This is a genomic window from Gordonia sp. UBA7860 (assembly GCF_002500165.1).
Taxonomy (GTDB): Bacteria; Actinomycetota; Actinomycetes; order Mycobacteriales; family Mycobacteriaceae; genus Gordonia; species Gordonia sputi.
Genome location: NZ_DLSO01000003.1, coordinates 37,721 through 60,502, shown reverse-complemented (window position 1 = coordinate 60,502; position 22,782 = coordinate 37,721). Strand labels below are relative to the sequence as shown.

Below are 22,782 nucleotides of genomic sequence, written 5' to 3'. Positions count from 1 at the left end.
CCTGTGCTGCTTCGCGTGCACTCCAACCACTAGAGTCGTGGGCGTGCGCGTACTAGTCATCGGCTCGGGCGGCCGTGAACACGCCCTGCTCCTCGGCCTGTCCCGCGATCCGTCGGTCACCGAACTGCACGTCGCGCCCGGTAACGCGGGGACTGCGTCGATCGCCACCAATCACGCCGTCGACGTCGTGTCGTCCGACGGTGTGCTGGCCCTCGCGCGTCAGCTCGACGCCGATCTCGTCGTCATCGGCCCCGAGGTGCCGCTGGTTCTCGGTGTGGCCGACGTGCTGCGTGACGCCGGGTTCGCGACGTTCGGCCCCGGAGCACAAGCGGCACAGATCGAGGGATCGAAGGCCTTCGCCAAAGACGTCATGGCCGCGGCCGGGGTCCGCACCGCGCACAGCGAGGTCGTCGACAACCCTGCCAAACTCGATGCCGCTCTTGATCGCTTCGGCCCGACCTGGGTGGTCAAGGACGACGGTTTGGCCGCGGGCAAGGGCGTCGTCGTGACCACCGACCGCGCGGCCGCGCGCAGCCACGCGGCCGAATGCCTCGAGATCGGCCACCCGGTCCTGCTCGAGAGCTTCCTCGACGGGCCGGAGGTCTCGCTGTTCTGCCTGGTCGACGGCGAGACCGTGGTACCGCTGATCCCCGCACAGGACCATAAGCGCGTCGGCGACAACGACACCGGACCCAACACCGGTGGCATGGGTGCCTACACGCCGCTGCCGTGGCTACCCGACGAGATGACCACGCAGATCGTCGACGACGTGGTCAAACCTGTTGCCGCAGAGTTGGTTCGACGCGGCACGCCGTTCTCCGGATTGCTCTATGCCGGACTCGCGATCGGCAACGACGGACCGGCCGTCGTCGAATTCAATTGCCGCTTCGGCGATCCCGAGACCCAGGCGGTGCTCGCACTGCTGAAATCGCCTCTGGGACAAGCGCTCAACGCGACGGCAACCGGCACCCTGGCCGATCTGCCCCCACTGGAGTGGGAAGACGGCGCGGCGGTCATTGTGGTGGTCGCAGCGGAGAACTATCCCGGCAAGCCACGCACGGGCGACGTGATCATCGGCGCAGGCGGCGAGGGCGTGCTGCACGCGGGGACGGCAATCGACGCTTCGGGTGCAGTGGTCTCGGCGGGAGGTCGGGTACTCGGGGTGCTCGGTGTGGGTGCCGACCTCGCCGAGGCGCGCGCCCAGGCGTACGAGCGAATCGACGCGATCAAGCTGCCGGGCTCGCATCATCGCACCGACATCGGCAGGGCCGCGCTCGAAGGTGAGATCAGTATCTGATCTCACCGGTGCTCTAACGGGCCAGTTCGCGCCCGAGGAACGCCACCTGATCGGGAAGAACGCTGCGCCAGTAGCGATTTGTGTGTCCACCCGCCGCCGTGCCGAATGCTGCGGGTGGGTGCAGGCCCGCCGCCCACTGGCGTGTGTAGGTGAAGAACTGATCGCTCGACCCGATGGTGATCAGTAGGGGGATCTTGTCGAACGCGCGCTGCTGGCCGAACAGCGAGTTGCGCTGATAGTCGTCGAAGCTGTCGAAGGCCCGCTGCGGAAAATTGTTCGGATCTGCCCACAGCGCAGGCGAACTCACCGCGATCGCGGCCACGCGAGGTGCGCCGAGCAGCGCTCCGAGGCGCAGCGCCCCGTAACCGCCCATCGACCAGCCGAAAAGTCCGAGTCGCTCGGTGGACAGGTCGAGTTCGGGGTTGCTCGCCAGCATCGGGATGAACTCGTCGAGAACCATTGCGCCGCCATCGGTTCCGTCGACGCGCGCATGCCAGTAGTTGCGCGCGCCGTCGACAGCGGCAATCGCAAACGGTGCATTGCCCGCGTCGACGTACTCCTGCAGCACGGTCTGGATGCTGAGCTTGCTGGTGAAGATCGACTGCTCGTTGGTGTTCAACGCGTGCAGGACCACCACGACGGGAAGCGTCCCGGTCACACCCGAGGGACGTGCGACCGCCCAACGCGTCGGCCGACCACCCATCTTGGCGGAGACGAAGCTCCCGGTGATCAGCTTCGGGCCCTCGGCGATCGGCGCGGGCGAGGTCTCGACGGGCAGCTCGTCGTCGGCCGAACGAGGGGCCGCCGCTCGACGCTCGTCGACCGTCACCGCATCCGACCGCGAGCACGCCGACAGCGACAACGCAGACAGGGCTCCGATAGCTGAGACGCCCAGTGCGGACGCGAGAACAGCCCGGCGGTTGGGCTGCGCAGACGGTGCGTCGGAGGCGGTGCCGGCGCGCGAGGTTCGCTCGGTGGCTGGGTGATCGGTGCTCATCGAGTTCACAGGATAGTGGGCACCGGCTAGATTGCGGCGATCGCCGCCTTCAGCTTGGTCGATGCCTCGGCGGCCACGTCGGGTAGCCCCGGTGCATCGGTGACCGCGACCATGATGTCGGGGTTCATCGCTTCGACGATCACCTCGCCCGTGACCTCGGGATTCGCCCGGACGACCACGTTGCAGGGCAGCAGCAGACCGATCTGCCGTTCGACGCCGAGCGCGCGATGCGCGAGACCCGGATTACACGCACCGAGGATCAGATAGGGCTCGATGTCTTCGTCGAGCTTCTTCTTCAACGTCGCGGTGACGTCGATCTCGGTCAGCACGCCGAATCCCTGCTCGCCCAGCGCCGCGCGGGTGCGGGCGACGGCGTCGTCGAAGTCGGTGGTGAGGGTGGTGGAGTAGCCGAGTTGCATGGCGCTTCCTTTCTGTGTGGCCGGTGATTCTGTACGGCGTGGCCGGTGATTCTGTACGGCCGGATCTCGGGCCGATGTCAGGCCAGGGCGAGGAAGAGCTTCTCGAGCTGTTCTTCTGTCATGGGTTCCGTCGTCGCCTCGTCGCCCGTGAGGCATTCACGCAGGCCCATGGCGACGATCTTGAACCCGGCGCGATCGAGTGCACGCGAGACCGCGGCGAGCTGCGTGACGACGTCCTTGCAGTCGCGACCCCGCTCGATCATGGAGATGACGCCTGCGAGCTGACCGTGCGCACGGCGCAATCTGTTGAGTACGACGGTGATCGCTTCGTCGTCGCCGACCATGTTGCGCCTCCTGGAAATGGGTACGTACTGCCATCCACTATACCCCTAGGGGTATTTGTCGAACGTGAACCTCCGTCGAGAAGCGCGGAGGGAACCCATGCCTCGTGATCCACGGCGAAGCCGACTCAGGCACGAGTTTCAACGCGTGTGATCACGAGGTCGAGATTTGCGAAAGCCAACCGCGTAGTGAGATCGCTTGGCAGCATGGGGGCCATGACGGCGGCGACCACTCCCAAGGGAGAGCGCAGGCGGTCGCGTCTCATCGCGGCTGCCGGAGAGTTGTTGCTGGAAGGCGGCTTCGACGCCGTGCGTCACCGAGCAGTTGCCGATCGTGCGCAATTGCCACTCGCGTCGACCACGTACTACTTCGGCTCGCTCGAAGACCTGATGGCCGAGGCCGCGGCGTTCGTCTCGCGGGCCGATGAGCAGGCGATCGTCGATCGGGGCGAAGCGGTTGCGCGGCGTCGTCGAGGAGGGCACGCGACCGCGGAGATCCTCGCCGACGTCTTCGTCGGTGAGGACACCCCCTACGACGAGCTGGCGGCCCGCTACGAGATGATCGCGCTCACACCGAGATACCCACGGCTCTACGACGTCGTGGCCGCGCGACGTGCGACACTCGCCTCGACACACCTCGTCGTGCTCGACAGATCGGGACGGTTGGCGCGGGCGGCGCACATCGAGAACCTCATCGCCATCGAAGACGGGGCCGTTCTCGGTGCACTCGGTAATGGATCGTCGCCGGTCGCCGCGACGCGCGATGCGCTCGGTGAGGTCGTCGACGTACTGGCCCCGCGATTGGAGGATTCACAGTGACGGATCGGAGGACCGCCGTGGCGTGGCGCCGTGTGATCGGTCGGGCTGTGGCGACCGTCGTCGTAGTGGTCGGCGTGCTCCTCGGAGCCTTGTCGGCGCAGGGTGCGGCGTCGGCCGAACCGGTTCAGGCGCCCGATCCGGGAGTTCCGTTCTCATCGGTGGTCTACGGAACCGGATGCACGTATTGGCTGACGGGACTGGTGAACTCGCGCGGGACGGTCACGTTCTGGGAGGGCAGGAAGGGCTACACGCCACGGCTCATCGGGAGCGCCGAACCCGCGGGCGGACAGGCCACGGTGAAGTGGATTCCGCGGCGGATCGGCGACAGATACCTCTACACGAAACAGAACAATGTGCGGTCGAAGCTGACGCTGGCACGGGTGCATCAGGGCTACGGCTCCGGCGGGACGTGCATCGCGATCTGAGCCGGCGCCCGTTGCCGGTGCGCGGCCATACGCCCGTGGAGGGCGACTGCCGACCGCACGACTAGACTGTTGACGTGTCGAAACCTGCCATCACCAATGTTCTGGCCAGTCGATATGCGTCTGCCGACCTCGCCGAGATCTGGTCGGCGACCAACAAGATCGCGCTCGAACGCCGCCTGTGGCTGGCCGTTCTGAAGGCGCAGCAGGATCTGGGGATCGACGTCCCCGCCGGTGCGGTCGCCGACTACGAGGCCGTCATCGACCAGATCGACCTCGCGTCGATCGCCGAGCGTGAGCGCGTCACCCGCCACGACGTGAAAGCGCGCATCGAAGAGTTCAACGCGCTCGCCGGGCACGAGCAGATCCACAAGGGCATGACGAGCCGCGACCTCACCGAGAACGTCGAGCAGTTGCAGGTCCTGCAGTCGTTGCGTCACGTGTACGCGCACGGCATCACGGTGCTCGCACGACTCGTCGAGCATGCTGCGCAGTACAGCTCGACGGTGATGGCCGGACGCAGTCACAACGTCGCCGCGCAGGCCACGACGTTGGGCAAGAGGTTTGCCTCCGCTGCCGACGAGCTCATGATCGCGTTGCAGCGCGTCGACGAAACCATCGACCGCTATCCGCTGCGTGGCGTCAAGGGGCCGATGGGTACCAGCCAGGACATGCTCGACCTGTTGGGCGGCGACGCGTCGAAGCTCGCCGAACTCGAATCGCGTGTCGCCGGGCATCTCGGATTCGCGCGATCGCTCACATCTGTCGGCCAGATCTACCCGCGCTCGCTCGATCACGACGTCGTGTCTGCCCTGGTGCAGGTGGGTGCGGGGCCGTCGTCGTTGGCGCACACGATCCGGCTGATGGCGGGCCACGAGCTGGTCACCGAGGGCTTTCAGCCGGGCCAGGTCGGGTCGTCGGCGATGCCGCACAAGATGAACACGCGCAGCTGTGAGCGTGTCAACGGCCTGCAGGTGGTGCTGCGCGGCTACGGCTCGATGGCTGCCGAACTCGCCGGCGCGCAGTGGAACGAGGGCGACGTGTTCTGCTCGGTCGTTCGACGCGTCGCGCTGCCGGACGCCTTCTTCGCGATCGACGGCATGCTGGAGACCTTCCTGACCGTGCTCGCTGAGTTCGGCGCATACCCCGCGGTCATCGAGAAGGAATTGGCCCGTTACCTGCCGTTCCTCGCGACCACCAAGGTGCTGATGGCGTCGGTGCGGGCGGGCGTGGGGCGCGAGACCGCGCACGAGGCGATCAAGGAGAACGCCGTCGCGGTTGCGCTTGCGATGCGGGAGGAAGGTCGCGAGCCCGACCTGCTCGATCGCCTCGCCGCCGACGACCGTATCCCCCTCGACCGCGCCCAGCTCGACGCGCTACTCGACGACAAGGAGGCGTTCGTCGGAGCCGCAGGCCGCCAGGTCGCCGACGTCATCGCCGCCGCCGAGAAGCTCATCGCCGACAACCCCGAGGCCGCCAACTACGTGCCCGCACCCATCCTCTAGGCGCCGCATCCAGCCGCTTGAGCCGTGTCGCCGCTGGTTGAGCTGTGCCGCCGCTGGTTGAGCTTGTCGAAACCACTCACTTCTTTTCGGAGTGTCCGAGTTGCCAGTCGGGCAGCGCGGTGTCGCGCAGGCGGCGCTTGAGTTCGGCGGCGTCGGGGAACCCGCCGTCGGCCTTGCGTTCCCAGAGCTGCGTCCCGTCGACGTCGATGCGGAAGATGCCGCCGGTGCCGGGCACCAGGGTCACCGAGCCGAGGTCGGTGCCGAAGGTGCTCAGCAGCTCGGACGCCATCCAGCTCGCGCGCAGCAGCCAGTTGCACTGCGTGCAGTAGGTGATGGTGATCGCGGGAGAGGTCATGTGCCTACGGTCCCACAGAGTGGGCCGGGGGTCCGAGGTCTCGGCCACCAACCCGAACATGTCTCCGCGCCGGCGCAGCATCTAAGGTCGAAGCATGCGTCCAGCTCTCGATTCGTACACCTTTGTGGCCTCGGGCAAGGTGCGCGAGATCTATCAGATCGATTCCGACACCCTCCTCATGGTCGCCAGCGACCGCATCTCGGCGTACGACTTCGTGCTCTCACCCGAGATACCCGACAAGGGCCGCATCCTCACCGCGATGAGCTTCTTCTGGTTCGACGCGCTCGGCGTGCCCAACCACCTTGCCGGTGGTCCCGACGACGAGCGCATACCCGCCGAGCTCGTCGGTCGTTCGATGGTGGTCCACAAGCTGCCGATGGTGCCCGTCGAATGTGTCGCCCGCGGGTATCTCACCGGGTCCGGTCTCATCGACTACAACAAGACCGGCGCGGTGTGCGGCGTCGTACTGCCGTCGGGTCTGCGCGAGGCCGACAAACTGCCGCAGCCGATCTTCACTCCCGCGACCAAGGCGGAGCAGGGTGATCACGACGAGAACATCACGTTCGAGCAGGCGGCAGACGTCGTCGGTGCCGAGCTCGCCGACTCCCTCCGTACCGCGACGCTCGACATCTACGGCAGGGGAGCCGATCTCGCCGCGGATCGCGGAATCATCCTTGCCGACACCAAGTTCGAATTCGGGCAAACCCCCGACGGCTCGCTCGTCCTTGCCGACGAGGTGTTGACCCCCGACTCGTCCCGGTACTGGGACGCCACCTCGTACACGCCGGGACATGTACAACCCAGCTTCGACAAGCAGATCGTCCGCAACTGGCTGACCTCGGCGGCGTCGGGTTGGGACCGATCGTCCGACAATCCACCACCCAGCTTGCCCGCCGACGTCGTCGAGCGGACCCGCGCACGTTATATCGAAGCCTACGAACTGATTTCGCAGAAGTCGTTCGACGACTGGCCCGACCACGCATAGGAGACCTGTGACCGACGCACAACCCGGCAACGCTGCCACCCCGATCGCATCCGACACGGCGGTGCCGCCGGTAGCGAAGAAGGTTCGTACCGAGCGCACCCACCACGGCGACACCTTCGTCGACGAGTACGAGTGGCTGCGCGACAAGGACGACGCCGAGGTGATCGCCTTCCTCGAAGCCGAGAACGCCTACACGGAGGCGAATACGGCCCATCTCGCAGACCTGCGCGCCACCATCTTCGGCGAGATCAAGTCGCGCACCAAGGAAACCGACATGTCGGTGCCGGGCCGACGCGGCGGCTACTGGTACTACGGCCGCACGCAGGAGGGCAAGCAGTACGGCATCCAATGTCGTTGTCCCATAGTCGATGTCGACAGCTGGACGCCACCCGAGGTCTCCGACGACGCCCCGCTGCCCGGCGAAGAGATTCTCCTCGACGCCAACGTCGAAGCCGAGGGGCATGAGTTCTTCAGCCTCGGGGCGCTAGCCATCAGTCACGACGGCAAGTGGCTCGCATACAGCACCGACGTCGTCGGTGACGAGCGATACACGTTGCGGTTCAAGAACCTCGAGACCGGCGACCTGCTTCCCGACGTCATCACCGACACCGCGGGCGGGGCGTCGTGGTCGCTCGACGCCAAGCACGTGTTCTATCAGACGGTCGACGCCGCATGGCGTCCGGATACGGTGTGGCGCCACGACATCGGGGCGGGCACCGACGACGTCAAGGTATTCCACGAGCCCGACGAGCGGTACTGGGTTGGCATGGGTTCCACGCGCAGCGACAAGTACCTGATGATCGTGACGGGATCGAAGATCACGTCCGAGTGCTTCGTGCTCGACGCCGCCGATCCGACGGGTGAATTCCGCAGTGTCGCACCACGCGTCGAGGGCGTCGAATACTCGGTGGAGCACGCCGAGATCTCCGGTCGCGACTACTTCTTGATCGTGCACAACGACATTCGCGACGGCGAGAAGGCCGAGGACTTCGCGATCGATATCGCGCCCGTCGACGACCCCTCTGCCCGAACCGAATTCATCGGCCACCGCCGCGGCGTCCGCATCGAGGACATCGACGCCTTCCGTGACTACCTCGTCCTGTCGTATCGCGCCGACGCGCTGCCGCGGGTCTCGATCGCGGATCTCCGTCGGATCGACGGGATGCCGGTGGCCGAGGACTTCATCGAAGTCGCAGTCGCGCAGGAGCTGTTCTCGCTGGGGCTTGCGGGCAATCGCGAATGGGCAACGCCCCGTCTGCGTTTCGGGTACGGCAGCTTCATTGAGCCCGCCGAACTGTTCGAGCTCGACGTCGAAACCGGTGAACGCACGCTGCTCAAGCGGCAGCCGGTGCTCGGCGGCTACAACCCCGACGAGTACGAGCAGTCGCGCGAATGGGCAACGGCCGCAGACGGAACGCGGATCCCGCTGTCGATCGTCCGACGCAAGGGCGTCGGCGTGGACGACAGTGGGAGTCCGTCGCCCGCACCGTTGTTGCTCTACGGCTACGGCTCGTACGAGGCCAGTTTCGACCCGGGCTTCTCCGTGTCGCGGTTGTCGATGCTCGACCGCGGCGTCGTGTTCGTGCTCGCGCACGTGCGCGGCGGCGGCGAGATGGGGCGCCACTGGTACGAGAACGGCAAGACGCTCACCAAGAAGAACACCTTCACCGACTTCGTCGACTCGGCGCGGTATCTGGTCGAGAAGGGTTGGACGACTCCGCAACAGATGGTGGCAGAGGGGGGCTCGGCCGGCGGTCTGTTGATGGGTGCGGTGGCGAATCTCGCGCCCGAGTTGTTCAACGGCATCCTGGCGTCGGTACCGTTTGTCGACGCGCTGAACTCGATCCTCGATCCGTCGTTACCGCTGACGGTGATCGAGTGGGACGAGTGGGGCGATCCGCTGCACGATCCCGAGGTCTATGAGTACATGAAGTCGTACTCACCCTACGAGAACGTTACCGCGCAGCCGTACCCGTCGATCCTCGCGGAGACGTCGCTCAACGACACCCGGGTGATGTATACCGAGGCCGCGAAATGGGTTGCCAAGCTTCAGGCATTAAGCACCTCAGGCGCTCCGATCCTGCTCAAGACGGAGATGTCGGCGGGCCACGGTGGCGTCAGCGGGCGCTACAAGCAGTGGGAGGAAGTCGCTTTCGAGCTGGCGTGGATCCTGCAGCAGACCGGTGCGCTGACCGACTAGCGGTTCCCACAACGCAAGGTTGCCCCTGGCTGCGGATATCGCAACCAGGGGCAACCTGTATCAAGGGTCTCCGGTCAGTGCATGACGATCGGTGCGCGATCCACGTCCTCTTCGACGAGCGGCGAGGCGATCTTCTTGCGCGGCAGGAAGAACGCCGGGATGATCGTCACCGCGATCAGCGCGACCGCCACGATGAACGTGGCACCGAACGCCTCGGCTGCCCAACTGAACCACTGGCCCGGCGGGTTCTGCGGGGCCTGCCCGGCCTTGACCAGGAGGTCGTACTTCTCCGGCGCGGCATTCGACGCGATCGCCAGTTGCGATTCCGCGTGCGCCTTGAGGTTGGTCGCCAGGATCACCGAGATCACCGCGGTACCGATCGACGAGGCCGTCTGCTGGACGACGTTCATCAGCGTCGAACCGTCGGGAACCTGCTTGTTGCTCAGGGTCGCCAGCGCGGCCGACATGATCGGCATCATGGTCATGCCCATGCCGAGACCCTGGACGAATAGCGCGCCACACAGCAGCCAATACGGGGTGTCGGCTCCGAGGAACATGAACGTGCCCATGCCGACGGCCATCAGAACGATGCCGACGAGCACGAATTTGCCGGGTCCGATCTTGTCGGTCATCTTGCCCGCCACCGGCATGGTGATCATCGCGCCGATACCCTGCGGGGCCAACAGCAAGCCTGCCGCGAGGGTGCTTTCACCGCGGATGCCGATGAAGTACTGCGGGTACAGCAGCGCCGCGCCGAAGAAGGCGATCATGAAGAACGTCATCGTGATGACGGCGATGGCGAGTGTCTTGTTCTTGAACAGACGCAGATCGAGCAGCGGGTGGTTCGTGTGCAGTGCGTGCCAGACGAATCCGATGATCAGGATCAGCCCGATGATCGACGTGGTCAAGACCTTGGTGTCGATGAACGTGCCCGCCTCGGTACTCGACGAGATCCCGTAGAGGAACAACGCGAGGCCAGGGGACAACAGCAACAGGCCCACGATGTCGATCTTCGGCTTCGACTTCTCGTCGTCGTTGCCCAGCGCGAACCACGAATAGACAAGCGCGACAACACCGATCGGCACGTTGATGAGGAACACCCAGTGCCAGCTGGCCTTCTCGATGAGTAGGCCACCGAGAATCGGACCCGCGATGGGGCCGAGCAGCATCGGAATACCGAGGACAGCCATCACCGAACCGACACGCTCAGGTCCGGCAGCCTTGGTCAGGATCATCATGCCGATCGGCATCAGCAGACCACCGCCGAGGCCCTGGATGACACGGAAAGCCACGAGCGAACCGATGTTCCACGCCAGCGCACAGAGCGCAGATCCGATGGTGAACAGGATCAACGACATCATGTAGACGTTCTTGGTGCCGAAACGCGCTGCGGCCCAACTCGATAACGGGATCACCGCGGCCAACGCGAGCGTGTAGCCGGTCATGGTCCACGCGGCACCTGCGGCGTCTGTGTTGAACTCGTTCTGGAAGGTGTTCTGCGCGACCGACACCACGGTGACGTCGAGGATCGACATGATCGCGCCGAGCACGACCACGCCGGCGATGACCAGCACGTGGCGATCGAGCTTGGTGTCCGGGGCGTGCGTTGGCGCCCCGGCGGATGAACTCGTCATGAGGGATCTTTCGGTTCGGAGGTGGACGGTGTCGCAGTGCGGGTCCTCGAGGACTCGCGGTCGAGAGTGAAGTAGTCGACGTCGGCGTCGACGATGTTCCGTAGTGCAGACGTCAGCGCGGCCCGGAATTCATCGGGCAGTCCATCGATGAATCGTCCGACGAGGTCTCGCTTGATGTCCAACTGTTTTTCGACTGTCTCGCGGCCCTGGTCGGTCAGCGTCACGAGCTTGACCCGACGATCGCCCGGATCCTCGCGACGATCGACCAACCCCGCCTGCACGAGCCTGTCGACGCTGCGACCCGCGGTCGCAATCGAGAGGTCGACGCACTCGGCGATCTCGTGGACGGGCATCGGTGCGTCGTGCATCGACACGACGAAAAGGGCGCGGAACTGCGTGAACGTCAGCTCTGACGCCGCGAGGGTGTCCATTGCCTCGGCTGTGCCGAGACACGAGAGACGCTCCAGAAAACTGCTGAGCGCATCACATGCGGCGTCGTTCTGGAGCGGAGCGGGAGCGGACACCGGAAAACACTAACGCCTCTGCAACTATCTCACCAACGCAAATGTATGTGAGATGTAACCTCGATCCGCACTCACTGTGATCTGTGGCATACGCCCGTGTGCGGGCCTGCGTGACTACGCTCGAATCCATGTCGGAAACCAACATCAAGAACATCCCGGTCACCGCGCTCGACGGATCGGCGCTGAGCCTCGCGGACTTCTCCGGGCCGTTGCTCGTGGTCAACGTCGCGAGCAAGTGCGGCCTCACGCCGCAGTACGCGGGCCTCGAGGAGGTCGCCGAGAAGTACGCAGACCGCGGACTGACCGTCGTCGGCGTGCCCTGCAACCAGTTCATGGGCCAGGAGCCGGGCAGTGCCGAGGAGATCGCCACCTTCTGCTCGACCACCTACGGCGTGACCTTCCCGATGCTCGAGAAGACCGATGTCAACGGCGACGACCGGCATCCGCTGTACGCCGAGCTCACCAAGACCGAAGACGCCAGCGGAGAGGCAGGCGACGTGCAGTGGAACTTCGAGAAGTTCGTCGTCGACGCCGATGGCCATGTGACCACTCGCATCCGCCCGCGCACCGAGCCGACCGACCCCGTCGTGATCGAGGCCATCGAAGCGGTGCTCTGACCGGGTCGACTCCACGACCGGGCCAACTTCACGCCAGGTCAACCCAGAATCGGCAAACCGCGACCGGAGAGTGCAGGTTGCGGGTTGAACGGTAAGGTGAGAGCCGTCGAAAATCCGTCGGCGTCTCGTCGAGCGGATGTCACGTGAGAAGAGGAGCGCTAGCCGATGGCACGAGTGGTGGTCGACGTGATGCCCAAGGCCGAAATCCTCGATCCGCAGGGGCAGGCCATCGTCGGAGCCCTCGGTCGGCTCGGATTCGACGGCGTCTCCGAGGTACGGCAGGGCAAGCGGTTCGAGCTCGAGGTCGACGACTCGGTCGACGACGTGACTCTCGGCCGCATCGCAGAAGAACTGCTCACCAACACGGTGATCGAGAACTTCACCGTCTCCCGCATCGCCGACTGACGGCACGAGATCGAGTCGAGTAGGACCACATGACTGCACGTATCGGTGTCATCACCTTCCCCGGAACCCTCGACGATGTCGACGCATCGCGTGCGGTGCGGATCGCGGGCGCCGAGGCCGTCGAACTCTGGCACGGCGACGCCGACCTCAAAGGGGTCGACGCCGTGATCGTTCCCGGCGGCTTCTCCTACGGCGACTATCTGCGTGCAGGCGCGATCGCCAAGTTCGCGCCAGTGATGGGCGCGGTGATCGAGGCGGCCGAGCGCGGAATGCCGGTTCTGGGAATCTGCAACGGTTTTCAGATCCTGTGCGAGGCGGGATTGCTGCCCGGTGCACTCACCCGCAACGAGGGTCTGCACTTCATCTGCCAGGACCAGTGGCTCAAGGTCGAGAACAACACGACGGCATGGACGTCGCGGTTCGACGCAGGCGCCGAGATTCTCATCCCGCTGAAGTCGGGCGAGGGTCGCTACGTCGCGCCGGAGCGCAAGCTCGAAGAACTCAAGGGTGAGGGCCTCGTCGTATTCACCTACGCCGGAAGCAATCCCAACGGATCGGTCCTCGACATCGCGGGCATCTCCAGCCCCAATGGACGCATCGTCGGACTCATGCCGCACCCCGAGCACGCGACCGAAGCGCTGACGGGCCCCAGTGACGACGGTCTCGGACTGTTCTACTCTGCGATCGACGCCGTACTCGCCAACGCCTGATCCCGATGCCCACCCCGTCGCTGGCAACGTCCGCCACAGCCGAGGGACTCGGTGAGTTCATCGACGCCTCACCGTCACCCTTCCATGTGTGCGCGACGGTCGCCGCCGAACTTGAATCCGCGGGATTCCAACGCCTTTTCGAGGATCAGGACTGGTCGACGGAGGAGAGCGATGCCTTCGAGGGCTTTGTCGACGACGCGGGCCGTCGGTTCTATGTCATTCGTGGTGGGTCGATCATCGCGTGGGATCTCGGTGACGGCGACGGGTTCCGGATCGTCGGCGGACACACCGACAGCCCCAATCTGCGGCTCAAGCAGAACCCCGACCGTGAATCAGCCGGGCTGGCAACGGTTGCGCTCGAACCCTACGGCGGTGCGTGGCTCAACTCGTGGCTCGATCGCGACCTCGGACTCTCGGGTCGGCTCGCCTATCGTGCGGACAGTGGTGTCAGCAGTGTACTGGTCAACGTCACCGAGCCGGTACTTCGCGTGCCCCAGTTGGCAATTCACCTCTCCGAAGACCGCAAGGGCGTCACGCTGAACCCCCAGCGACACGTCGACGCGATCTGGGGCGTCGACGCCGCGACCCCGATCCTGCAGTGGGTAGCCGAGTACGCGGGCATCGACGCCGACGCCCTGCTCGGGTGGGAGTTGATGACCCACGATGTCACGCCGTCGAGGCTCATCGGACCCGAGGACGAATTGCTCAGCGCCCCAAGGCTCGACAACCAGGGCACCTGCTACGCGGGACTGCATGCGCTGCTCGACGGTGAGCCGACGATCCACACGAGAGTTCTCGCGCTGTTCGACCACGAAGAGGTGGGCAGCGGCTCGGAGCGGGGCGCGGCATCGGACTTCTTGGCGACGACGCTGGAGCGAATCGTGTTGTCGCAGGGTGGTTCTCGCGACGATTATCTGAGGTCCATGGCATCGAGCGTATGCGTCTCGGGCGACATGGCGCACGCCACCCACCCGAACTACCCGGACCGGCACGAGCCGACGCACCGGATCGCGATCAACGGTGGACCGGTCCTCAAGGTCAATCAGAGTCTGCGGTATGCGTCGGATGCGTTGGGGGAGGCCATATTCGCTCTCGCCTGCAACACCGCCGGCGTGCCGATGCAGCGCTACATCCACCGCGCCGACCTGCCGTGCGGCTCGACGATCGGACCGATCACGGCAACGCGGACGGGACTGCTCACCATCGACGTCGGCGCTCCGCAACTGGCCATGCACAGCGCACGTGAACTTATGGGCGCAGCCGACGTTCCGATGTATTCTGCTGCGCTGCAGGCGTTTCTGAGTTCACCGGCCTGATCCCGTCGGCTGGATCCAACCCGCCGGGGCCACCCCTCACGCCCCGGCGGACGGTCGGTGTGCGCGTTCAGTAACTACGCGCGAAGCCGAGGACGTCGTTCACGTAGTCCATCGAGTTGTTGTACCGCAGAACGGCTGTCGCCTCGGACGCCTGGTTGCGCAGGTCGAGGTGTCCGTCGCACAGGTACCGCGCGGTCGTCAGCGCGGCGTCGAAGAGGTTCTGCGGGTCGATCTTGCCGTCGCCGTTTCCGTCTGCGCCATACTTCTCCCACGTGGCGGGGATGAACTGCATCGGTCCGACGGCGCGGTCGTGCACGGAGTCGCCGTCGAGGCGTCCACCGTCGGTGTCGGTGATGACCTGATTGCCCGCGAGCGAACCGTCGAGCACAGGTCCGAAGATCGGATTCTTCAACGTGCCGTCGGGCGTGGCGTCGCCCTCTTTGGCATGGTGGGATTCGACCTTGCCGATCCCGGCGATGAGTGTCCACGGGATACCGCAGGTCGGCTGGTCGTGGGTCATGGTGTCGGCGGCGTGGCGGTATGCCTCGAAGGCGACCTGCGGGACGGCGCCGTCGGTGACGCTGGCAGGAAGCGGTGGGGGAGGCGGCGGCGTCGCGGTCACCTTCTGGGTCGCGACGACCGGCTGCGCGGGTGCGGGCGCCTTCTTCGACGCCTCAGCGTCCTTCTGCGCGCTGGGAGCGGCAGCAGAGTGGGTGTGGGTCTGGCTCGATGTGGGGGCGCCCAGAGCTCCCTGGTCGGCATTGGCGCCCGCGGCAACAGTAAGGGCTCCGACGACAGGGATCAACGCGGCCCCGATCAGCGGTGCCCGCGACTTGGTGAGCGCGTGCGGCAGAATGGTCTGCCGCGGCTTCGAATGCTTACCCAAAACTGAACCTCGCACGTACGTCGGTGGATGTGCCGAAAGAGACCGTACATGCGGACGTGTCCTTACCGTTATCGCAGCGTTATCGAAAACTGAGTTGTCACTGAATGGCGGCTGCGACGTCGCTGGTCGTTACGGGAATGTTTCGTCGAGTGTGATGTCTGGCATACAAGGGCTTTAGGCCCTTGTTGATGCAAGGATTTTGGCAGTGCGTGGGAGCCCTCAGTTGGGTCGCAACACCGACAGCGAGGTGCCCTCGGTGAGCACGATGTAACCGTCGACGTCGGCTGCTCGCCCGAGGATCGGACGGGTCCAGGCGACCTTGCCCGCGGGGACGTCGAATGCGGTCAGTTGGCCGCTGCTGCCGAACACCAGATGATCGCCGGACGACCCGACACAGCTCAACAGGTCGAGATTGGTGTCGGGGTCGTCGATACTCGGCACGGGAATGGTTCCCAGGCGCTCGCCGTCGTCGAGTCGGTAGATCACTCGAGAGCGGTCCATTCGCGCGAAGGCGACCATCGATCCGCACGGGCGGGTGTTGGATTTCGAGAGGTTCGGGTCGGTGATCTGCCAGAGAGCATCCCCACGCGCTGGGTCACGTACCTGGTAGAAGCCCTGCGTCGCCTGCATGGAGGCGTCGCCGACGGTCGTCAGCACCGGAAGGGTCGACGGTCCCTCGACCACGTCGGCTTCCGCGGACTCCGACGTCGGGCGGCGGCTCGGGGTGCCACGGACCATGGCGTACGTGTCGACGGACTGCTCATCTCCGTCGCGGCGAATGACGGCTAGGCCCGTCGAGTAGGTCAGAATGTCGCACTGACGGCAGCGCAGCGAGTCCTTGCCGCGCGAATCGACGACGAATCGGCTGCCGTCGGCGGTCGAGATGATGAGCATGTCGTGGTCATAGGTCGCGTGCGCCGCAGACGCGAAGGTGCGACCCCAGACCCGCTTGCCCGTCGCGGTATGCATCGAGACTTCGTAACCCGCCTGATCGATGCGCACGAAGTTCGCGCCGACCCCGACCACCTGCGCGGTGTCGTCGAGTGCGGACTGCGCACCGACGCTGCCCGAATCGTCGACAAGATAGAAGCCGTCCGGTTGATCACCGAGCTTGATGGCGCAGCCGACATTCCCCGTGGCGTCCAACGCACACGAACCGAGCCCCGCGACGACAGGCTGCGACCACAGTGCGCGCCCGCTGTGGCGATCGACGAGTTCATAAGCGCGTCCGATGCCGCGCGGATACGAGAGCAACCACTGATCACCGCTGGTGTCGGCGACCTCGACGCTGCCGGTCTGGTTGTAGCCGGGCAGCGTCTCCGCCGACGCCGTCCACGCGACCTCTGGCTGATGCGTGTATCCGCGGAGCTGGGCATTCTCGTACGTCTGTGCGACCGAAGGGGTTCTGATGGACAACACGATCCCGACGGTCGCGACGAGCAGTGCGATCAACACCAGGGTGACCGTGCCGATTCCAAACGGCATGCGTTGCGCAACGTGCCTCACAGCGGAGCGGGCAGACATGGGCAACAGTCAATCACGGCCGCGTTGTGCGCCCTCCGGTCGACCGGCCCCGCGTGAGGCCACGCTCTCCCGAGTCAGGCGCCAGTCGTGGAAAGCGCGCCGCTGATCACGTCGGCGAGCGGCGTCGAGGAATGGCCTGCGAGGGTCTCGAGGTCGGTGGAATCGGAGTCGAGCTCACCGCGCGCGATGCCTGCGTCCGAGTCGGCGAGGACCTTCGCAAACGCCTCGGGGACACCGTTGCTGGTCAGGGCTGCTGCGAAGTCGGACTCGGGGAGGTCCTGGTAGTGCACATGACGGCCGCTCACCTTCGCCAGCGTGGCGGCGATGTCGCTGAGCGTCAGATGCTCCGAACCCGCGAGCTCGTAGATTTCGCCACCCTTGGCGTTGATCAGGGCCGACGCCGCTGCGTCTGCGTAGTCGGAACGCGAGGCGCCCGCCACCTTGCCGTCGCCCGCGCTGCCGTAGAGGTTTCCCGAGTCGATCGCGGCCGACGCGCCCGCGAGGTAGTTCTCCCAGTACCAACCGTTGCGCAGGAGCACGGTGGGGATTCCGCTCTCGGTGAGCAGTTGCTCGGTGGCCTGATGTTCCTCGGCGAGCGCCAAGGTGCTGGTGTCGGCGCGCAGGATGGAGGTGTAGGCGATCAGTCCCACCCCGGCTTCCTTTGCTGCGTCGATCACGTTGCGGTGCTGCGGGATTCGACGACCCACCTCGCTGCCGGACACCAGGAGCAGGCGGTCGACGCCCGCCAGTGCCGCGCGTAGTGTCTCGGGGGATTCGTAGTCGGCGACGCGGACGTTCACTCCCGCGTTCGACAGCGTGCTCGCCTTCTCCTCATCGCGCACGATCGCGACGATGTCGGCGACGTCGACGCCTGCGGCGCGCAGGCTCTCGGCGGCAAGTCCGCCGAGCTGGCCCGTTGCTCCGGTGATTGCGTAGGTGGTCATGTGATCTCCTGGTGTTCTGATGATCAAGCTGTCCATCTCATCGTGCACTTACTTTTCGTATAGTGCAACAGTTTCTAGAAGCGCTGGCTGTAATGTGCAGTACACTGAGACCATGACCAGGGCAGAAGACCGCTCGGCGCGTGACTCCGACATCGATCCGGCGCTAGAAGATCCGGCGCTCGAAGCCGACGTGTTCGCGCGGGATTGCGGATCGCGCGAAGTGCTGCAGAACGTGACGAGTCGCTGGGGCCTGCTCGCGCTCGGGGCCCTCTACGACGGCGACCTGCGGTTCAGTGCGCTGCGGCGTCGGGTGCAGGGTGTCAGCGAGCGGATGCTCTCGGTGACGCTGCAGACACTCGAGCGCGACGGATTCGTCAACCGCACTGTGCTGCAATCGATCCCGCCGAAGGTGGAGTACTCCCTGACCGATCTGGGGCGCGAGGTGGCCACTCGCCTGGTGGGTGTCATCGAACTGGTCGAGGGACATCTACCCGACGTCGAGCAGGCGCGCGAGCGCTACGACAGCCGCTGACGACGAAGTTGCGTGGGACCTACGGGGGCATTTTTGTACCCGTATGTCCCACGCAACTGTTCGGTGGCTCGCCTCAGAACAACTGCCCGAGGTAGAACTGCGCTCCCTGGTCGTCGGCGCATAGTGCCACGACTCCGTACGCCGCGCGGTCGGGCTCGGAGATCACCGAACCCCCCGCCGCGCGGACCCGCTCGACTGCGGCGTCGACGTCGTCGACGTTCCACATCGGGACTGCAACGTCGGAATCCGCTCCGCCCGCGATCCCGATCTGCGGGTGTGCGTTGTCGACCTCCCAGCCGTCGTCGATGCGTCCTGGCGTGAACGTCCAGCCCAGCGCGGTCCCGTAGAACTCGCGCAACCGTGCGCTGTCGCGGGTGTGCACCGTCAGATACGACATCTCGCCGACGCCGCGCGGATGCTGAGCCGCGCGCGGTTCGTCGGGCGCCGCGACATACACCGCGAACTCGACGCCCTGATCGTCGACGCAGTCGAGGCCGTGCCGGTCGTCGCGTGTCGTCCCGCCCGCCGCTTCGATTCGACGCCGCGCGGCGTCGAGGTCGTCGACCGCATAGGCGCAGAAGATCGTCTGCGGCCCAGACGTTTCCACCACCGCGGTGGGGTGGCTCGTGGTGGTCACCATGCGTCCCTCGTCGTCGAACTCCCAACCGAGGACCGCGCCGTAGAACGCGCGGGCGCGGGCGGCGTCGTGGGTGTTGACAGAGATGAAACCGATGTCGCCGTGGCGGATTCGCGCGGCAGGCGGCTCGCTCGTCGACGCCTGCGCCGCGAGCGTCGGACCGGTCAGCATCCATCGGTGCCCGAAGGGGTCGACGATGGTCGCGGTGCGAGTTCCGTGCGCCTCGTAGGGTTCTCGGGTCACTGCGGCTCCGCCCGTCGCGGTACGACGCAGAGCCTCGTCGGTGTCGTCGACGGCCAGCATGAGGCTGACCGATACCGCTCCGGGCTGCGGTCCACGCAACCCCATGTCGGGGAACTCCTCGGCCAGGTAGATCACTCCACCCCCGACCTCGAGTTCGGCATGTCCGATCGTGTTGTCGTCCATGAGGATCGGCTCACCACGCACGGTGGCGCCGAGGCGTTCGACGTACCAGTCGAGCGCAGAGCGCGCGTCGCGCACGGTGAGATAGGGCAGCGCACCCGGGCGTTCGACGAGCACCTGCGGTGCGGCCGCGTCGACCTCGGTGGCGGTCAGTTCGTGTTCGAGTTGGGCGGTGTCCATGTCGACTCCTTCGGGTAGAGACACTCCGCGCTCGAGTCGCCTGCGCAGTGCTTCGGCGAAATCGGGTGCGGGAGCGAGTGGTTCGTTCCAGCCCGGCGTCGTGGCGGCGCTCAGGACGCTGAGTGGGTCATGCGACGTCGTGTTCGCGTTGTCGGCGTTCATGCGATCACCCCTTCGCGGACTGGTTGAGCGGATAGGCCTCGCGGAATGCTCGCTTGGCCCTGGTGAGCAGCGCCTCAGTGGCGCCGACCGTACGACCGAGGATGTGCGCACAGTCGGCGACCGGTAGGTCGTCGACGTAGCGCAACGTCAACACCGCGCGGTTGATCGGTGAGAGTTGCGTCAGCGTCGCGTGCGCGACCATGCGGTCGAGGTGTGCATCCCATTCGTCGTCGACGAGTTCGGGGAGGTCGTCGACGGGTTCGGGTGTGCGCTGCGCCCGCCGCCAGTGATCGGCGAGCTTGTGCCGCGCGACTCCGATCAACCAGCCGACACTCGGTGAGCTGGCGGGATTGCGGCGCATCGTGTCCATCGCGGCCAGGAACGTCTCCGAGGTCACGTCTTCGGCGATCCGCCGATCCGAGCAGCGTCGAAAGACGTACCCGTAGACAGCGGGTAGCGCCTCGTCGTAGACCTCGAGAATGGCCTCGGGGCCGGTGTGTTCACCGCTCACACCACCATCATCGTCGGCGACAGCCGAAACCCGACGGCCGTTGGGGGAACTTTCTCCGCACAGCACACCGCCCCGCAGCGCGAACGCAGCGGGGCGGTGGTCGAGCCGGGTGGTCGGGGGATCAGTGGTGCGGCGGGAAGTGTCCGACGCGGACGATGTGGGTGCCGACGGTGTACGCCGTGACGAACGTCGGGCCGCCGCTCGTGCAGCAAAACGGGTCGGATGACTCGAGCCAGCGGTAGCGGACCGTCACCGAGTTCTTGGTGTACCCCGCGACGCTGGTGTACGAGTACGGCTCGGGGTCAACCGTGCCGATGAATCGGCCGTGCTTGAACAGCAGGACGCGTGACTGATAGGTGGCGTCGCCGATTCCGTTGCCGGTCACCAACATCCAGTCGAGGTTGCAGCCATTCTTGAGAGGGTTGTCGCGTGCGCTGTGGGGCGACCAGGTGCCGCCGTTGGCGTCGCGTCCGATTTTGGACAGCGACGACTGCGCCAGCGCGGAATTGATGTCGAAGCAGAGTCCGTGCCCGCTGCCGTAGGGTGGCGCGGCCGACGCGGAGCCCGAGCCGAGTGTGGTTGCGCCGAGCGTTCCTGCGATGAGACCGGCGAGGGTCAATGCGAGGACGACGAGGCGTCGGGTTTGATGGGAGATCTGTGTGGCGAGCGAGTGCATGGTGGTGCCTTTCGATCGAGGAACCAGCCGACGCTGGCCGCCGGCCGTGCGATCGGCCCGCTGTTGAGGTGATCGGTCGGCGTCGGGACAGTCGTTAGCGGGAGTCATTCATCGATGGGACGCCACCTCGGCCAGGTTGCCTCCGATGAGTCTTCGGCTGCGGGCCGGTCAGCACCTACATGGCAACCGCAACGATTTCCTCCATGCTCCTGTCCTCCGACCATCCCCAGCAGCTCGCGCGCTGGTACGCGACCGCATTCGAAGCCGAACCGATGTCGGCACCGGGCGGTCCTGACGGACCCGGCTACACGATCGTCGAGCTCGACGGCTTCTACCTGATGTTCGACAAGCGCGACGACGTCTCGGGGCGCAACTCGCAGGGAGCGCGCACGCTGCTCAACGTGGAGGTCGACGATGCAGCAGCGACGGCCGCGCGCCTCGACGCCCTCGGCGCCACCTGGATCAGCCCGCTCGAAAACCGCGACGGCAACCAGTTCGCGACGGTCGAGGACCCCGACGGCAACTGGCTGCAACTCGTATCGCTCTCCGACGAGCACGAGGCGCAGATGAGTCATCCGACGTCGCCGTACTCCGGCTTCGCGGTTCGCGACATCGCAACGACCGAGCAGTTCTATCGTGACGTACTCGGTATGCGTGTCTTGCGATTCCCTATGGGGGACAACGACATTCTGGGTATCCGCATCAACCGCGGCACCACTGTCCTCGCCTATCCGAAGCCCGATCACCAACCCGCGACCTTCACCGTGCTCAACATCCCGGTGTCCGACCTGGCCAAGAGCATCGACGACCTGACCGCGCGCGGCGTCGAATTCCTGCGGTACGACGGCTTCGCGCATGACGAGCGCGGCATCGTGCACGGCAACGGTGTCGGACCCGACATCGCCTGGTTCACCGACCCCTCGGGCAACGTGATTGCACTTGCGCAACGAGGCGAGCAATGATGTCGGGCTCGACGTCGGCGGACTCGTACCCTTCCCCCATGCGCCCACTGCGGTATTCCATCAACATCACGATCGACGGCTGTGTCGACCACACGTCCGTCACCCCGACCGAGGCGATGCATCGGTACTCGGCGAAGCTGCTGGCCGACGCCGACGCGCTGCTCTTCGGTCGGGTGATCTACGAAATGATGGAAGCCGGTTGGCGAGAGGTTGCCAGAAACGACGAGATCACCGACGGCAGGCCCGAGTGGATGGTGCCCTTCGCGCACGTCATCGACCGCGCGCCGAAGTATGTCGTCTCCGACTCGCTCACCAGCGTCGACTGGAATGCCGAACTGATCCGTCGCGACGACCTCGAGTCCACGGTCCGCGAGCTCAAGGCCCAACCGGGCAACGGGCTGGCGACCGGCGGCGTCACGCTTCCGCTCGCCCTCGCCGAGCTCGACCTCATCGACTCCTACGAGTTCATCGTCCATCCGAGGATCGTCGGCCACGGCCCACGGATCTTCGAAGGGATCTCGCAGCACGTCGACCTGCGTCTCGTCGAGCGCTCCGAGCTCGACACCGACATCGTCGTGCTCCGTTATGAGCCGGTCCGGTAATCCACGACAACCTCGTTCGCTCTCGGCGTAGCCCACGTCACCATTTGCCGGAACATGCCCGTGTCCTGCGGAGTTGTAGCTGTCAGATCCCCGCCGACACCTGTTTTCGTTGTGACCTGTGCAGACGTTAAGTGCAGGTGCACTCCAGTTGACCACTACAGTGGAAGCCAGGCTGGTCGTCGTATATCGACACCACC

General features: G+C 65.7%; 25 protein-coding genes. 13 read left to right on the top strand and 12 right to left on the bottom strand.

The window, feature by feature from the left end; all coding sequences use genetic code 11:
* The first annotated feature begins 43 nt into the window (after positions 1-43).
* Positions 44-1,297 carry a phosphoribosylamine--glycine ligase gene (gene purD, locus B3T59_RS00400; protein ID WP_287001218.1) on the top strand — a complete coding sequence of 418 codons (1,254 nt, stop codon included), beginning with the start codon at positions 44-46 and terminating at the stop codon, positions 1,295-1,297.
* A 13-nt stretch (positions 1,298-1,310) separates the two neighbouring features.
* On the opposite strand, the gene B3T59_RS00395 is transcribed toward purD, so the two are convergent.
* The 3 genes from B3T59_RS00395 to B3T59_RS00385 all read right to left on the bottom strand — a co-directional run bounded on the left by B3T59_RS00395 (position 1,311) and on the right by B3T59_RS00385 (position 3,057).
* A complete protein-coding gene (locus B3T59_RS00395) occupies positions 1,311-2,294 on the bottom strand; it encodes an alpha/beta hydrolase (protein ID WP_064903275.1) in 984 nt (327 codons plus the stop codon).
* Between the two features lie 26 nt (positions 2,295-2,320).
* Complete coding sequence (locus B3T59_RS00390; protein WP_064903225.1) at positions 2,321-2,713, bottom strand: DUF302 domain-containing protein; 393 nt, start codon at positions 2,711-2,713, stop codon at positions 2,321-2,323.
* A gap of 77 nt (positions 2,714-2,790) precedes the next feature.
* Positions 2,791-3,057 carry a metal-sensitive transcriptional regulator gene (locus B3T59_RS00385; protein ID WP_064903223.1) on the bottom strand — a complete coding sequence of 89 codons (267 nt, stop codon included), beginning with the start codon at positions 3,055-3,057 and terminating at the stop codon, positions 2,791-2,793.
* A 204-nt stretch (positions 3,058-3,261) separates the two neighbouring features.
* On the opposite strand from B3T59_RS00385, the gene B3T59_RS00380 reads away from it, so the two are divergent.
* The 3 genes from B3T59_RS00380 to purB all read left to right on the top strand — a co-directional run bounded on the left by B3T59_RS00380 (position 3,262) and on the right by purB (position 5,800).
* Positions 3,262-3,873: a TetR/AcrR family transcriptional regulator gene (locus B3T59_RS00380; RefSeq protein WP_064903221.1), complete on the top strand. Its 612-nt coding sequence runs from the start codon at positions 3,262-3,264 to the stop codon at positions 3,871-3,873.
* Positions 3,870-4,298, top strand: a complete 429-nt coding sequence (locus B3T59_RS00375) for a hypothetical protein (protein WP_287001217.1) — start codon at positions 3,870-3,872, stop codon at positions 4,296-4,298. The genes B3T59_RS00380 and B3T59_RS00375 overlap by 4 nt, the downstream gene beginning before the upstream one ends.
* Positions 4,299-4,372: 74 nt before the next feature.
* Positions 4,373-5,800, top strand: a complete 1,428-nt coding sequence (gene purB, locus B3T59_RS00370; RefSeq protein ID WP_287001216.1) for an adenylosuccinate lyase — start codon at positions 4,373-4,375, stop codon at positions 5,798-5,800.
* A 76-nt stretch (positions 5,801-5,876) separates the two neighbouring features.
* On the opposite strand, the gene B3T59_RS00365 is transcribed toward purB, so the two are convergent.
* The gene (locus tag B3T59_RS00365; RefSeq protein WP_039856296.1) at positions 5,877-6,155 is read right to left on the bottom strand and encodes a SelT/SelW/SelH family protein; all 279 of its coding nucleotides are present in this window, start codon (positions 6,153-6,155) and stop codon (positions 5,877-5,879) included.
* 94 nt (positions 6,156-6,249) lie between these two features.
* Here B3T59_RS00365 and B3T59_RS00360 point away from each other — a divergent pair, with 94 nt between their 5' ends.
* Positions 6,250-7,140, top strand: coding sequence for a phosphoribosylaminoimidazolesuccinocarboxamide synthase (locus tag B3T59_RS00360; RefSeq protein WP_064862134.1), 891 nt, complete (start codon positions 6,250-6,252; stop codon positions 7,138-7,140).
* Positions 7,141-7,147: 7 nt separating this feature from the next.
* Positions 7,148-9,340, top strand: a complete 2,193-nt coding sequence (locus tag B3T59_RS00355) for a S9 family peptidase (RefSeq protein WP_287001215.1) — start codon at positions 7,148-7,150, stop codon at positions 9,338-9,340.
* A gap of 74 nt (positions 9,341-9,414) precedes the next feature.
* Here B3T59_RS00355 and B3T59_RS00350 read toward each other — a convergent pair whose 3' ends face one another.
* Positions 9,415-10,974, bottom strand: coding sequence for a DHA2 family efflux MFS transporter permease subunit (locus B3T59_RS00350; protein WP_064862136.1), 1,560 nt, complete (start codon positions 10,972-10,974; stop codon positions 9,415-9,417).
* Entirely contained in the window at positions 10,971-11,498 is a 528-nt protein-coding gene (locus tag B3T59_RS00345) for a MarR family winged helix-turn-helix transcriptional regulator (protein WP_064862137.1), read from the bottom strand. The genes B3T59_RS00350 and B3T59_RS00345 overlap by 4 nt, the downstream gene beginning before the upstream one ends.
* A gap of 128 nt (positions 11,499-11,626) precedes the next feature.
* Between B3T59_RS00345 and B3T59_RS00340 the strand changes: the two genes are divergently transcribed.
* The 4 genes from B3T59_RS00340 to B3T59_RS00325 all read left to right on the top strand — a co-directional run bounded on the left by B3T59_RS00340 (position 11,627) and on the right by B3T59_RS00325 (position 14,546).
* Entirely contained in the window at positions 11,627-12,115 is a 489-nt protein-coding gene (locus B3T59_RS00340; protein ID WP_251721815.1) for a glutathione peroxidase, read from the top strand.
* A gap of 165 nt (positions 12,116-12,280) precedes the next feature.
* Positions 12,281-12,520 carry a phosphoribosylformylglycinamidine synthase subunit PurS gene (gene purS, locus B3T59_RS00335; protein ID WP_005207443.1) on the top strand — a complete coding sequence of 80 codons (240 nt, stop codon included), beginning with the start codon at positions 12,281-12,283 and terminating at the stop codon, positions 12,518-12,520.
* Between the two features lie 29 nt (positions 12,521-12,549).
* Positions 12,550-13,230 carry a phosphoribosylformylglycinamidine synthase subunit PurQ gene (purQ, locus tag B3T59_RS00330; protein WP_005207444.1) on the top strand — a complete coding sequence of 227 codons (681 nt, stop codon included), beginning with the start codon at positions 12,550-12,552 and terminating at the stop codon, positions 13,228-13,230.
* Positions 13,231-13,235: 5 nt separating this feature from the next.
* A complete protein-coding gene (locus tag B3T59_RS00325; RefSeq protein ID WP_064862581.1) occupies positions 13,236-14,546 on the top strand; it encodes a M18 family aminopeptidase in 1,311 nt (436 codons plus the stop codon).
* A gap of 67 nt (positions 14,547-14,613) precedes the next feature.
* On the opposite strand, the gene B3T59_RS00320 is transcribed toward B3T59_RS00325, so the two are convergent.
* From B3T59_RS00320 to B3T59_RS00310, 3 genes are all read right to left on the bottom strand, one after another.
* Positions 14,614-15,432, bottom strand: coding sequence for a lytic transglycosylase domain-containing protein (locus B3T59_RS00320; protein WP_287001214.1), 819 nt, complete (start codon positions 15,430-15,432; stop codon positions 14,614-14,616).
* Positions 15,433-15,651: 219 nt separating this feature from the next.
* On the bottom strand, positions 15,652-16,917 hold the full coding sequence (locus B3T59_RS00315) for a hypothetical protein (protein ID WP_287001213.1): 1,266 nt from the start codon (positions 16,915-16,917) through the stop codon (positions 15,652-15,654).
* A 113-nt stretch (positions 16,918-17,030) separates the two neighbouring features.
* Positions 17,031-17,900, bottom strand: a complete 870-nt coding sequence (locus B3T59_RS00310; protein ID WP_064862590.1) for an SDR family oxidoreductase — start codon at positions 17,898-17,900, stop codon at positions 17,031-17,033.
* A gap of 112 nt (positions 17,901-18,012) precedes the next feature.
* Between B3T59_RS00310 and B3T59_RS00305 the strand changes: the two genes are divergently transcribed.
* The gene (locus B3T59_RS00305; protein ID WP_064862589.1) at positions 18,013-18,432 is read left to right on the top strand and encodes a winged helix-turn-helix transcriptional regulator; all 420 of its coding nucleotides are present in this window, start codon (positions 18,013-18,015) and stop codon (positions 18,430-18,432) included.
* 73 nt (positions 18,433-18,505) lie between these two features.
* On the opposite strand, the gene B3T59_RS00300 is transcribed toward B3T59_RS00305, so the two are convergent.
* The 3 genes from B3T59_RS00300 to B3T59_RS00290 form a co-directional block, all read right to left on the bottom strand.
* Positions 18,506-19,834, bottom strand: coding sequence for a VOC family protein (locus B3T59_RS00300; protein WP_064862578.1), 1,329 nt, complete (start codon positions 19,832-19,834; stop codon positions 18,506-18,508).
* A 4-nt stretch (positions 19,835-19,838) separates the two neighbouring features.
* Positions 19,839-20,345: an RNA polymerase sigma factor gene (locus tag B3T59_RS00295; protein ID WP_064862577.1), complete on the bottom strand. Its 507-nt coding sequence runs from the start codon at positions 20,343-20,345 to the stop codon at positions 19,839-19,841.
* 121 nt (positions 20,346-20,466) lie between these two features.
* On the bottom strand, positions 20,467-21,129 hold the full coding sequence (locus B3T59_RS00290) for an LppP/LprE family lipoprotein (RefSeq protein WP_376782606.1): 663 nt from the start codon (positions 21,127-21,129) through the stop codon (positions 20,467-20,469).
* Between the two features lie 71 nt (positions 21,130-21,200).
* On the opposite strand from B3T59_RS00290, the gene B3T59_RS00285 reads away from it, so the two are divergent.
* Positions 21,201-21,983: a VOC family protein gene (locus B3T59_RS00285; RefSeq protein WP_287001212.1), complete on the top strand. Its 783-nt coding sequence runs from the start codon at positions 21,201-21,203 to the stop codon at positions 21,981-21,983.
* A 38-nt stretch (positions 21,984-22,021) separates the two neighbouring features.
* Entirely contained in the window at positions 22,022-22,585 is a 564-nt protein-coding gene (locus tag B3T59_RS00280) for a dihydrofolate reductase family protein (protein ID WP_251721824.1), read from the top strand.
* Positions 22,586-22,782: the final 197 nt, after the last annotated feature.

Coding starts and splice junctions, on each gene's coding strand:
- B3T59_RS00395 (WP_064903275.1), bottom strand. CDS start 2,294: ATGAGCACCGATCACCCAGCCACCGAGCGAACCTCGCGCGCCGGCACC.
- B3T59_RS00390 (WP_064903225.1), bottom strand. CDS start 2,713: ATGCAACTCGGCTACTCCACCACCCTCACCACCGACTTCGACGACGCC.
- B3T59_RS00385 (WP_064903223.1), bottom strand. CDS start 3,057: ATGGTCGGCGACGACGAAGCGATCACCGTCGTACTCAACAGATTGCGC.
- B3T59_RS00380 (WP_064903221.1), top strand. CDS start 3,262: ATGGGGGCCATGACGGCGGCGACCACTCCCAAGGGAGAGCGCAGGCGG.
- B3T59_RS00365 (WP_039856296.1), bottom strand. CDS start 6,155: ATGACCTCTCCCGCGATCACCATCACCTACTGCACGCAGTGCAACTGG.
- B3T59_RS00360 (WP_064862134.1), top strand. CDS start 6,250: ATGCGTCCAGCTCTCGATTCGTACACCTTTGTGGCCTCGGGCAAGGTG.
- B3T59_RS00350 (WP_064862136.1), bottom strand. CDS start 10,974: ATGACGAGTTCATCCGCCGGGGCGCCAACGCACGCCCCGGACACCAAG.
- B3T59_RS00340 (WP_251721815.1), top strand. CDS start 11,627: ATGTCGGAAACCAACATCAAGAACATCCCGGTCACCGCGCTCGACGGA.
- purS (WP_005207443.1), top strand. CDS start 12,281: ATGGCACGAGTGGTGGTCGACGTGATGCCCAAGGCCGAAATCCTCGAT.
- purQ (WP_005207444.1), top strand. CDS start 12,550: ATGACTGCACGTATCGGTGTCATCACCTTCCCCGGAACCCTCGACGAT.
- B3T59_RS00325 (WP_064862581.1), top strand. CDS start 13,236: ATGCCCACCCCGTCGCTGGCAACGTCCGCCACAGCCGAGGGACTCGGT.
- B3T59_RS00315 (WP_287001213.1), bottom strand. CDS start 16,917: ATGCCGTTTGGAATCGGCACGGTCACCCTGGTGTTGATCGCACTGCTC.
- B3T59_RS00310 (WP_064862590.1), bottom strand. CDS start 17,900: ATGACCACCTACGCAATCACCGGAGCAACGGGCCAGCTCGGCGGACTT.
- B3T59_RS00305 (WP_064862589.1), top strand. CDS start 18,013: ATGACCAGGGCAGAAGACCGCTCGGCGCGTGACTCCGACATCGATCCG.
- B3T59_RS00300 (WP_064862578.1), bottom strand. CDS start 19,834: ATGAACGCCGACAACGCGAACACGACGTCGCATGACCCACTCAGCGTC.
- B3T59_RS00290 (WP_376782606.1), bottom strand. CDS start 21,129: ATGACTCCCGCTAACGACTGTCCCGACGCCGACCGATCACCTCAACAG.
- B3T59_RS00285 (WP_287001212.1), top strand. CDS start 21,201: ATGGCAACCGCAACGATTTCCTCCATGCTCCTGTCCTCCGACCATCCC.
- B3T59_RS00280 (WP_251721824.1), top strand. CDS start 22,022: ATGCGCCCACTGCGGTATTCCATCAACATCACGATCGACGGCTGTGTC.